Below are 11,746 nucleotides of genomic sequence, written 5' to 3' on the forward strand. Positions count from 1 at the left end.
TCAACCGACACCACCCGCCGAATGCAAGAAGCATCACAGCCACGTATATAAGGACACTATATAAGTTGGTGATATACCTGGGTCGTGAGCCACGCGTCCGGGACCAGTCCCTTCAGACAGCCACGTGCCGTCTGGGCCGTCGCCTTTGCCTGTGTCATCTCCTTCATGGGCATCGGGCTCGTGGACCCGATCCTCCCAGCGCTCTCGAAGCAGCTCGACGCCTCGCCGTCCCAGGTGTCCCTGCTGTTCACCAGTTACCTGCTGGTCACCGCCGTCGCCATGCTCGTCACCAACTGGGTCTCCAGCCGGCTCGGGGCCAAGCGCACCCTCGTCGCCGGGCTCGTCCTGATCGTGCTGTTCGCCGGGCTGGCCGGCACGTCGGACAGCATCGGCGGGATCGTCGGGTTCCGCGCCGGATGGGGCCTCGGCAACGCGCTGTTCATCGCCACCTCGCTCGCGATCATCGTGGCGTCGGCGAGCGGCGGGATCGCGGGCGCGATCATCCTGTACGAGACGGCGCTCGGCTTCGGCATCGCCGTCGGGCCGCTGCTCGGCGGCTACCTCGGCGCGATCAGCTGGCGCGGGCCGTTCTTCGGCGTCAGCGTGCTCATGGCGATCGCACTGATCCTCACCGCCGTGCTGGTGCCCACCACGCCCCCGCCGGACCACCACACGTCGCTGTCGGCCCCGCTCAAGGCGCTCAAAGACCGCGGGCTGCTGATCATGAGCCTGACCGCTGTCTGCTACAACTGGGGATTCTTCACGCTGCTCGGCTACGCGCCATATCCGATGCACCTCTCCGAGCACAAGCTCGGCCTGGTCTTCACCGGCTGGGGACTGCTCGTGGCGCTGTTCAGCGTCGCCATCGCGCCCCGCCTCCAGCGGCGCTTCGGGACCGCGCCGACACTCTACGTCAACATGGTCGGGCTCGCCGCCATCCTCGCGATCATCGGCGGATGGACGGGCTCAGCCGGTACCGTCGTCGTGGCCACCATCGTGTCCGGCGCGTTCATCGGCATCAACAACACGCTCACCACGCAGGCGGTGATGACGGTCGCGAAGGTCGAGCGGCCGGTCGCCTCCGCGTCGTATGGCTTCGTGCGGTTCATCGGCGGCGGCCTCGCGCCGTTCGTCGCCGGCAAGCTCGCCGACCGCTTCGACATGCACCTGCCGTTCTTCGTCGGCGCCGGCGCGTTGCTGCTGGCGATCGTCGTGCTCGCGACGGGACACCGGGTGCTGGCCGCGGCCGAGCGCACCGCGGCCACGCCCGAAGTGGGCGAGCTGCTCCCCGTCGCCACCCGCGGCACCGCCACCGGGGTCCGGCCGGTCGTCGCGGCCGTCGACAACAGTCCTTCCGCGGCCACCGTCACCGCGAAGGCCGCCGAGGTCGCCGCCCGGCTCGGCGCCCCGGTCGAGCTGCTCCACGTGCACGAGGTCGACATCGTCGGCGACGAGGCGGTCGAGCGCGAGTCCCTGGCCGTCGCCGGCAAGCTCGTGCGGGAGCACGTCGAAAGAGCCGCGGCATCGGTACCGGCTGTGGCCGGCCACATCCTGCGCAGCGTCGCCGACCACGGCAACACCGGGCGGCTGCTCGTCCGGCACGCCGAACAGCTCGACGCGCAGGTCCTGGTCGTCGGCCGGTCGACCGGCGGACCGATCGCCCGGTTGCTCGACGACAGCAGCACGCAGCGGCTCCTGTCCGAAGCCACCACCGACGTGCTGGTGGTCCAGCCCGAGGAGGCCGCGCACGGGTCGTGAGTGCCGCGCGGACCGGTGAGCAAGTGCGGTAGCGTATCGCGCGTGTCATCCTGATCACGTCCGGTGAGGATTGCTCCAATGCCGTCGCGCCGATCCGTTCCCGCTCCGCTGGCCGTCGCCGCCGTCTCGGTGACCGCCGTCGTCGCGCTGGGAAGTTCGGGCGTGCTCAGCCCCTGGCGGTCGATGCTCGTCGACGACGTGGGCCAGTTCCTCGCCGGGGCCGCCGCCACACTCGCCTGCTGGCTGACCGCCCGTCGGCACACCGGCGCTCAGCGGCGCTGGCGGCTCTGGATGGGCACCGGCACCTTCGGCTGGCTGATCGGCCAGTTCATCTGGTCGTGGTATCAGCTGTTCCGCGACGACGCGTTGCCGTCGCCGTCACTCGCCGACGCCGGCTACCTCGTGCTGCCGGTGTTCGCGCTGCCCGCGCTCGTCGCGCTCGCCGCCGACCGGCTTCCGCACGGCGGCCCGCGCCGCCGCCCCGGCCAGCTGGTCATGGTGCTCGACGGGCTGATCGTCGTCGGTGCCCTGTTCGTGCTCACCTGGTCGACCAGTCTCGGCTCGGTGGTCCGTGCCGGCGCCGCCTCCCCGTTCGCGTACACGGTCGCGATCGCGTACCCCGTCACCGACCTGCTGCTCACCGTCATCGTCATCCTGCTGATCGCCGGGTCGGCGTCGGCGGCGAACCGGTGGCAGCTGTCCGTGCTGGGCATCGGCCTGCTCTGCCTGTCGTTCTCCGACAGCGTCTTCGCGTATCTGGTGTCCAAGGGCGCGGACAACATGCCGCCGCTCTTCAACGCCGGCTTCATCGCCGGGCAGGCACTCGTCGCCGTCGCCGCGCTCACCCCGGCCGACGAGCACGAGCCGGGCCGGCCCGGACCGCACGCCCGCTGGGGGCACCTGCTGCTGCCGTACGTGCCGGTCGCCGGCACCGGAGTGCTCCTCATCGTGCAGCTCGTCCGCGGCATCCCGATGGACAGCGTCGAGATCACCGTCGAGACGGCGGTCATCTCGCTGCTCATCATCCGCCAGGCGGTGACCCTCGTGGAGAACGCCGTCCTGCTCGACCGGGTCTCCGACAGCCAGGCGCGGCTGGAGCACCAGGCGTTCCACGACGCCCTCACCGGCCTGTCCAACCGGGTGCTGTTCCACGACCGGCTCGACCACGCGCTCGCCCTGCACCATCGCGACGGCCGGCCGCTCGCCGTGCTGTTCTGCGATCTCGACGACTTCAAGGCGGTCAACGACCGGTTCGGCCACCACGCCGGCGACCGGCTGCTGCGCCAGGTCGCCGACCGCCTGCGATCGTCGGTGCGCGACGGTGACACCGTCGCCCGGGTCGGCGGCGACGAGTTCGCCGTCCTGCTGGAGGGCAGCGACGACCCGACCCGGCCCGCCGAGCGGATCATGGCGGCGCTGCTGCGGCCGTTCGACCTCGGCGGCACGACCGTCACGGTGGGCGCCAGCATCGGTCTGGTCGAGGCCGGCGAGCACGGCCCCGTCCAGTCCGCCGACGCCCTGCTGCGCCGCGCCGACGCCGCCATGTACGCGGGGAAGCGGCAGGGCAAGGGGACGCTCGTGCGGTACCGCATGGATCTCCCCGACGGCACGGGCAGCTCCGACCTCGCCGAGCTGCTGGCCTCCTCGCTGCGCGACGGGCACGGGCTGGACGTCCACTACCAGCCGATCGTGCGGCTCGCCGACGGCACGGTCGTCGCCGTCGAGGCGCTCGCCCGGTGGACCCACCCGAGCCTCGGCCCGGTGCCGGCAGACGTGTTCATCGCGACGGCGGAGGAGATCGGTCTGATCCGCCTCGTCGACGACTTCGTGCTCGACCGCGCCTGCCGCGACGCCGCCGCCTTCCGCGGGCCGTGGGCCGGCATCGCCGTGCACGTCAACACCTCGGCCGCGCGGCTGGGCCGGCCGGAGCACGAGGAGACGGTCCGCGCCGCGGTGTTGCGCCACGGCCTGCAACCGCACCGGCTGCTGCTCGAGCTGACCGAGACCGTGCCGCTGCCCGATCTCGGCGCCGCCGCGGGCGCGGTGCGGCGGCTCGGCCGGTTCGGCGTGCGGTTCGCGCTGGACGACTTCGGCACCGGCTACAACGCGCTGGCCCAATTGCACGCGATGCCGGTCGACGAGGTGAAGCTGGACCGCTCGTTCGCCGCGGCCGGCGGCGGGCGCAGCGAGGCGATCTGCCGGTCGATCGTGCAGATCTGCACCGGCCTGGGCGTGACGGTGGTCGCCGAGGGCATCGAGACGGACCAGCAGGCGATGACGATGGCGGCGCTCGGCTGCCGGTACGGCCAGGGGCACCGCTACGGCCGTTCCGGCCCGCTCGGCCAGGTGGCACCCACGGGCGCGCTGGCCCTCGAGGCCGGCGCCGAGGACACGGCGCTGGCCGACCCGGTCCCCTGACGGCTACCGGCGGCGGACCGTCGTCGCCAGGGCGACCACGGCGAGCACCAGCAGCGCTCCCCCGAGCGCCAGCCCCGGCGGGCCCGGCGGCGGCACCCCCGTCCCGTTCAGCCCGGGCATCGAACCGGCCGCCACCAGCCACGCGACGACGCCGGCCAGCACGCCGGCGAGCCCGGCGGTCAGCACGAGCCGCAGCGCGGCCAGCGGCTCGACCAGGGCCGCCGCCCGGGCCGGGAGGCCCTGCGCCCGCAGCGCCCGCAGGTCGGTGCGGTTCGTGCCCAGCGTGCCGACGACCAGGGCCGCGCCGCCGAGGGCCACCGCCAGGAGGCCGGCGATGAGGTAGAAGCGCAGCCCGAGGGCGGTGCCTTCGCCGGCCAGCAGGGCACGGGCGTCGGCGACGGTGCGCCGGTCCCCGACCGCCAGGCCGTTGGCCACCAACGTGTCGACGATCGCCTGCGGCGCGTCGGCGGACAGCCAGACCTCGGCTCCGTCGGCGTCGCTGTCGAGGGCGAGGCGGTCGGCGTACTCCAGGTCGACGAACGCGCCGTTGTCGCCCAGCCGGGGCAGCCGGTCCACGGTGGCGACCACCTTCGCGGCGACCGCCTTGCGGTCGAGGCCGCCGAACGCGCCGTCGGGCGGCAGCGGCCCGGTCGACACCACCGGCAGGACCTCCGGCGCGTCGACCGGCCGGATCGTCCCCGCGCCGTCGCGCCCCGTCGCCGGGAGCGTGAACGCGACCCCGCCACCCGTGGCCGACAACGCCGAGGCGCCCGGAGCGAGCCGCCACTCGGTGGCCGGCGGGTTGTGGACGGTCAGCGTGACGGTCGGCCCGAGATAGGGCGGCAGTTTTACGGTCACCGCGACGACCCGGCAGCCGCCGGTACACGGCACCCCGATCGAATAGGTGTGCCGGCCGAGCCGCAGCGAGCCGAAGTAGGCCGTCATGGCGGCCTGCCCGCCGGTCGGGGCGACGGTCATCTCGAGGCCGACGTCCGACCGGTCGAGCTGCGTGACGGTGATGTCCAGGTCGATCCGGTCGCCGGTGACCAGCACGGGTGCGCCGGCCACCGGCGGGCGCAGCAGGCCGGCCAGGTCGGCGGGCGGCACCGCGGTGGCCGAGCGGCGCCAGATCGCGACCGACGCGAGCCGGGTCGCGTCGACCGCCAGCGCCGCAGGTGCGCCGGGGTTCGCCGGCACCGGGACGACCGCCATCGCGAACCGGCCGTCCGGATCCGCGGCGCGGACCGCCCGCAGCAGCTGCGCCCGGCTGGCCGCTTCGACCGACAGCACCACCGGCGCGCCGGTCTGCACGTCGGCGACCGCGGCCTGGCGCTCGTCGAGGACGGCGGTCGCGGCCGCCGCGAAGCCGAGCGACGCGAGGGCGACGGTGAGCACGACGAGCAGCCGGGCCCCGATCGGCCGGCGGGCGAGCCGGAGCGCGGCGAGGGCGCCGGTGAGCCGGCCGCGCCGCAGCGCGCGCCGCGCCGAACGGTCCGCGACGAGCGGCAGGGCACGGGCGGCGAGCAGCGCCACGGCGAGCATGACGAGGGCGGGCGCGACCATGGCGACCCCGCCCGGCGCCCCGCGGAGCTGGAACGTGGCGACGGTGGCGGCGACCGCGACGAGCACGACCATGACGCCCCGGCGTGACCCGCGCCGGTCCACCTCCCGCAGCAGCGCCGCCACCGGCGCCGACACGGTGCGGATGCCGACGGCCGCGGAGACCAGGACCACGCCGAGGACGGCGACGGCCGCGTACTGCGGCGCGCCCGGTGTGGTCCAGCCGCCGGTCGCCGAGAACCCGGCGACAGCACCGATCGAGACGGCGGTGAGCGTCTCGCCGATCGCCAGCCACCACCGCCAATGCCGGGCGACGCCGCGCAGCGCGATGATGCCGTGCTCGAACCGGCGGGCCCGCGTCGCCGCCGACACCGCCAGGATGATGACCGCCCAGGCGAGGACGAGGAGCGGCGCGACGGCGAACGGCACCGTCGCGCGCACCTGCGCGCGCCGTTTGTCGATCCGGTCGAGCAGGTCGTCGAGGTCGGTGCTGATCCGGGCGGTGTCGCTGTTGCGCGACTTGGCGCCGGTGAGCCACTCGCGCAGCTCCGGCAGCGTCTCGACGCTGATCGCGCCGGGCGTCGGATATGCCTCGAAGGTCTGCAGCTCGCTCGGGCGCACGAAGGTGGCGAGGGTCCGCCGGTCGACCGCGAACGCCGGGCTGGCGGTGTCGGCGAGGGCGCCGCTGGTGCCCCAGTACGGCTCGGTGGTGTCCCGCGGCCGCACGATCCCGACCACCGTGAGCCCGGTCGAATCACCGGCCGGGACGTACGCCTTGAGCGTCTCCATGTACTGCGAACCCACCAGCGACACCGCCGCGCCGGGACGCAGCCCGAGCCGCTGTGCCGAGCTCACGCTGAGGACCGTCTCGCCGACGCCCATCAGGCAGCGCCCCGAGACCACGACGACGTGCTCGCACAGTCCTTCCCGGAAGGTGATCCGGCTGATCTGTTCGGCGCTGGCGGCCTCCAGGTCGGCCGGCTGCGCGGGGAACTGCGCCGAGAACACCGACGCGTAGCCGGGTGCGTCGAGCCAGCCGTCGGCGAGGTTCTCGAACGTGGTGGACGTGATGCCACCGCTGGCCTCGACCAGGCCCGACAGCTGGATGTTCCGCGCGGTGATGTCGGCGTGGGCCACCTCGTTGGCGACGATCTGCCGGTCGACGCGGTGGACGTAGACCGGGGCGGCGACCGCGCACGCGGTGGCCAGCGCGGTCAGCAGCGCGACGGTGAGCGCCCGGCCCCAGCGGGACCGCAACATGGTGAGAACGAGCGCGGTCATCGGCCGCCACCGACCTCGGCCGCGGACGCGACACGGCGCCGGAGGAGGGCGACGGTGCCGAAGACGGCCAGTGCCGCCACCCCGGCCGCGAGCAGTGCGAGCGGCTGCACGGCCGGCTCGGTGACCGGCCAGCGGTCGGTGAAGGGCCGCACGGGTGGCGGCGCGAGGAGCCGCAGCACGACGGCGGCGAGGAGTCCGATCGGCACCGCGACGAGCACCGGCGCGACCGCCGACCACCGGTCGACCTTGCGGACCGTGGTGCGGTCGACACCCTGCCGCCGGAGCGCGACGAGCTCGGCGTCGCGCTGGCGCCGGTCGACCGCCGCCACGACCGCGGCGGCGACGGCGGCGAGCAGCAGCGCGGCCGCGCCGCCGGCCAGCCCGGCGAGCAGGGTCTGCCCGGGTGCCAGGCGGCCCGCGCGGGCGGTGGCAGCGTCGAGGTCGTCGGTGGCCACGACGGTGAGCCCGGCGGCGCGGAGCCGGTCGATCGTCCGCTCGGACGCCGCGGGGCCGAGCCAGACCTCCGGCCGGTCGATGGCAGGGTCCGCCTGGCCGGCACCGGCGGCGATGCGGCTCGCGGCGCCGAGGTCGACCACAACGCCCGACGTGCCGCCGCGGGGCACCGCCGTGACCGGATGGATCGCCAGCGGTACCGGCGTGCCGAACACGGTCGCGGTGGGGGTGTCGTGGCCGGCGGTGTCGGCGACGGCGCCGCCCGCGACCAGGGCGGGCAGCGGCACCGGCGTATTGACGGCGTAGAGGCGGCTGTCGACGACCCGGACACCCGGCCGGGGCACGTCGATGAGGCGGAGGCGGCCGTCGCCCTGGTCGACCTGGATGCCGCTGGGGACCCGGCCGAGCGTGGTACGCCAACGGGTCGGGTCGGCGAAGGCGGCCTGGTCGATGACGGTCCTGCCGCCCGCCCGCAGCTCGATCAGTTCGACCGTGTCGCGGCCGGCCTCCAGGGCGTCGACGCGGCAGCCCCGGGCGCAGGCGGGCACGACGGCGGTCACCGTGCCTTCCGCCCCCACCGGGCCGAACTCGGCAACGAGCTGTTCACCGGTCGCCGTGACGGACAGCATGAACCGGACCTGTGTGCCGGAGCCGGCGGCGCGCAGGGCGAGGTCGGCGCCCTCGAACACCAGCGGCGCCGGTGCGGCCGCGCCGTCGAGCACACCCGCCCCGTCGACGCCGGCCACCGCCTTGAGCCGTGCGCTGTCGACGGCGACGACCGGGGCCCCGGCCGCGCCGGTGACCACGACGGCCATCGCCTCCGTGCCGCCGGGGTCCGCGGACCGTACCGCCGCCAGCAGGCGCTCCCGGGCGACGGGCGCGACGCGCAGGACCCGGTCGGCGCCGAGCTCGACGGCGGCCCGCTCCCGCCGGGCGGCCGCGCCGCCGGTCCAGTCCTGCAGGGCGAGCGCCGCCACGCACGTGGCGGCCGCGAGCACCGGGACGATGCGGTAGGCGGTGCGGCGCCGGCCGATCGTCAGCCCGGCGAGGGCCCCGGTGACCCGTCCGGCGGCGAGCGCGGTACGCCCTGCGAGCCCGGCCGCGGCGAGCAGCACGCGGGTGGCGAGCACGCCCAGCCCGACGGCCAGCAGCAGCGGGGCCACCTGTGACAGCCCGAACCCGGTGTCGCGCCGGACGTTGGCGGCGGGCTCGGCGACGATCTGGAACACCGCCGCGGCGGCGAGGGCCAGCACACACACCTCGACGGTGGCGGCGGCCAGCGGCCGGCGCGGCTGGACGGCGCGCAGCAGCGCGGCGACGGAGTGCTGGGTGGCCAGCCAGTCGGCGGCCAGGACGACGGCGGCGCCGACGCCGAGGCAGCCGGCGAGCAGCGGCCACTGCCGGAGCGCTGCGCCGCCGGTGAGCGCCCACGCGACGGCGAACGGCACGAGCCCGCCCACGACGAGCGGCAGCAGGCTCTGCCCGGCGGTGGCGGCGAGCATGCGCCGGCGGGGCAGGCCTCGGATCGCCATCCGGGCCGCGTCGGCGCGCCGTTCCTGCGCGGCGTAGGCCGCCGCGACGGCGACCGCGAGCGCACCGAACAGCAGCACCTGGAGCTCGATGATGCGCACCCCGCGGAGGGTCGCGCGGCGGTCGGTGGCGACCTCGGCGGCGAGGGTGGGCGCGCCGGAGGACACCTGCACGGACTGGGAGCCCAGCCGCCTGATCGCCGTGTCGAGGGCCTCGGCGTCGTCGAAGGCGGCGGGCCGCAGCAGCGTGTCGGAGCTGGCCACGACCGACGAGCCGGCACGGCCGATCGTGGCGAGCGTGGTGAAGACCGCGGTCCCCGCCTGCCCGGCCCAGTACCACCCGACGGGGTCCATGGGCTGATAGAACCCGACGACCGTCAACTGGACCGGCTTGGAGGTGAGGGTGGCCTCGTGCCGCAGCGTGCCGCCCGGCTCGACCTCGAGCGCCTTCGCCATGTCGGCGCCGATCATGACCTCGCCGTCGGCGGTCGCGCAGCGTCCCGCGGTCATGATGACGTTGGCGCAGACGTCGTCGAGGGTGCGCAGCTCCGCGGACTGCCGCCGGTCGCCGTTGTGGAGCACGCCGGCGAGCCGCGCACCGGTGATCGACCGCTCGGCCCGGCCGGTGTCGGTGGCCCCGGCGAGGTTGCGGAACCGGTCCATGGCCGCGGCCGGGTTGTCGCCGAGCACCACGCTGCCGCGCACGCTGAGCGTCCGCTGCTGCGGGGTGGCGGCCTTGATACGCGCCTCGGTCGCGGTCCGTTCGACGGCGCCTCCGGCCCGGTCGGCGGTGACGGCGGCGCTGACCGTGACGCCGGCCAGGAGTGCCATCACGCAGGCCTGCACGGGTCGGGCCCGCAATGCATCGACGATCAGGCCCAGCATGGGCAAGACCATATCGGGAGCGTTTCCATCACCTCAATGCCCGATGCCCATTCGAAACACCGAGTTCCCAGGCCTTCGGCGACATTGTCTCAACGTGCGGTGCGGACGGCCGATGAACCGGTCGTCCGGTGTTCAACCAAATCGCACCTGGGGCGTGAACCGCATGAGCAACTCCACGACGTCGATCGAGGTGACCGTCCCGCGCAACGCCGTCCGCGGGTGGGTCGCGGACCTGCCGGTCGGGACGAAGAACCTGCTGGGGACCACACTCGTGGCCCTGGTCGCGATCGGCGTGGGCATCCTGTCGATCACCAGCATGTCCAAGCTGAACGAGCGGCTCGAGCAGCTCAAGGCCCAGCACCTGGAGAGCGTGTCGCAACTCGTCGTGATCCGGCAGGGGGTCAGCGAGAACTACCGGGGCCAGTCGCTGTCCGCCTGGTCGGCCTACGACCCGACCCTCGCGCCGCGCGCCCGGGAGGCCATCAGCAACGGCGACAAGGCGGTCGCCGACGCCCTCACGAAGTACCGCCGGCTCACCTCGGGCTCGGCGACGCGTGAGGCGGCGGTCACGGCGTTCGCCAAGACCTGGTCGGACTACACCAACCTGCGCAACGTGGTGGTGTTCCAGCAGCAACCCGCGGCCGGCTCGACCGTGCCGGCCGACATGGCCGAACAGACCCGGCTGTGGCAGGGCCTCGAGGCACAGATGAACGAGTCGCTGGCGAAGCTGCAGCAGCTGGAGAACAACGAGGCGGAGGTGATGGCCCGGGCCGCGCGGAGCGACTACGCCGTGGCCCGCAACTGGACGATCGGCTCGCTGGTCGCCGGCCTGGCCCTGGCGCTGCTCATCGGCTTCGCGATCGCCCGCCGGATGACGGCGCAGCTGCTCACCGTCTCGGAGACCCTGCGCGGGGTCGCCGAGGGGGACCTGACCCGCCGGGCCGACGTGCTCGGCCGCGACGAGCTGGGCGCGATGGCCGTCGCCGTGAACAAGGCGAACGAGAGCATCGGCGGCACCGTCGAGACGCTCGCCGCCGCCGCCCGTACGCTCGGCGGCAGCACGGAACGGCTGACCGGCGTCACGGCCCGCATCGCCGACAGCGCGCAGGTCGCCGCCGAACGGGCGAACGTGGTGGCCGGCGACGCCGGCACCGTCTCCCACAACGTGCAGACCGTCGCCGCCGGCTCCGAGGAGATGGGTGCCTCGATCCGGGAGATCGCGCAGAACGCCAACGACGCCGCCCGGGTCGCCTCCGAGGCGGTTGGGGTGGCCGAGTCGACCAACCGGACGGTGTCGAAGCTCGGCGACTCCTCCACCGAGATCGGCAACGTGGTCAAGGTGATCACGTCGATCGCCGAGCAGACCAACCTGCTCGCGCTCAACGCCACCATCGAGGCGGCCCGGGCGGGCGCGGCGGGCAAGGGCTTCGCGGTCGTGGCGAGTGAGGTCAAGGACCTGGCGCAGGAGACGGCCCGCGCGACCGAGGACATCTCCCGGCGGGTCGAGGCGATCCAGTCCGACACCGCCAACGCGGTCGAGGCGATCGGCGAGATCAGCCGGATCATCGCCCGGATCAACGACTACCAGCTGACGATCGCGTCGGCGGTCGAGGAGCAGACCGCGACGACGAGCGAGATGAGCCGCAGCGTCAACGACGCGGCGCACGGCGCGACGAACATCGCCGGGAACATCGCCGGGGTCGCGGACGCCGCGCAGAGCACCACGTCCACGCTCGCCGAGGTCGACCAGACCGTGGCGGAGCTGGGCCGGCTCGCCGACCAGCTGCAGCGGGCCGTCGGCGCCTTCAAGGTCTGATGCCCGGCGGGAGGAGTCGTGGTGAGGTGGCCGGCCCCGACCGGCC

Annotated in this window: 5 protein-coding genes; 3 read left to right on the plus strand and 2 right to left on the minus strand. The window is 74.4% G+C overall.

Features of this window, described 5'->3' with window-relative positions:
* The first annotated feature begins 165 nt into the window (after window positions 1-165).
* Together Dfulv_RS29715 and Dfulv_RS29720 are read left to right on the plus strand one after the other, a co-directional pair.
* Window positions 166-1,758: an MFS transporter gene (locus Dfulv_RS29715; protein ID WP_259857007.1), complete on the plus strand. Its 1,593-nt coding sequence runs from the start codon at window positions 166-168 to the stop codon at window positions 1,756-1,758.
* A 78-nt stretch (window positions 1,759-1,836) separates the two neighbouring features.
* Window positions 1,837-4,176, plus strand: a complete 2,340-nt coding sequence (locus Dfulv_RS29720) for a putative bifunctional diguanylate cyclase/phosphodiesterase (protein WP_259857008.1) — start codon at window positions 1,837-1,839, stop codon at window positions 4,174-4,176.
* A 3-nt stretch (window positions 4,177-4,179) separates the two neighbouring features.
* Here the strand turns inward: Dfulv_RS29720 and Dfulv_RS29725 are convergent, their stop codons facing one another.
* Window positions 4,180-7,017 (minus strand): hypothetical protein, encoded by a 2,838-nt coding sequence (locus tag Dfulv_RS29725; protein ID WP_259857010.1) that lies wholly within the window; start codon window positions 7,015-7,017, stop codon window positions 4,180-4,182.
* Window positions 7,014-9,884, minus strand: a complete 2,871-nt coding sequence (locus tag Dfulv_RS29730; RefSeq protein ID WP_259857012.1) for a hypothetical protein — start codon at window positions 9,882-9,884, stop codon at window positions 7,014-7,016. The genes Dfulv_RS29725 and Dfulv_RS29730 overlap by 4 nt, the downstream gene beginning before the upstream one ends.
* A 163-nt stretch (window positions 9,885-10,047) precedes the next feature.
* On the opposite strand from Dfulv_RS29730, the gene Dfulv_RS29735 reads away from it, so the two are divergent.
* Window positions 10,048-11,700, plus strand: coding sequence for a methyl-accepting chemotaxis protein (locus Dfulv_RS29735; RefSeq protein ID WP_259857014.1), 1,653 nt, complete (start codon window positions 10,048-10,050; stop codon window positions 11,698-11,700).
* Window positions 11,701-11,746 lie beyond the last annotated feature (46 nt).

It is taken from the genome of Dactylosporangium fulvum (assembly GCF_025137375.1).
Lineage (GTDB): Bacteria > Actinomycetota > Actinomycetes > Mycobacteriales > Micromonosporaceae > Dactylosporangium > Dactylosporangium fulvum.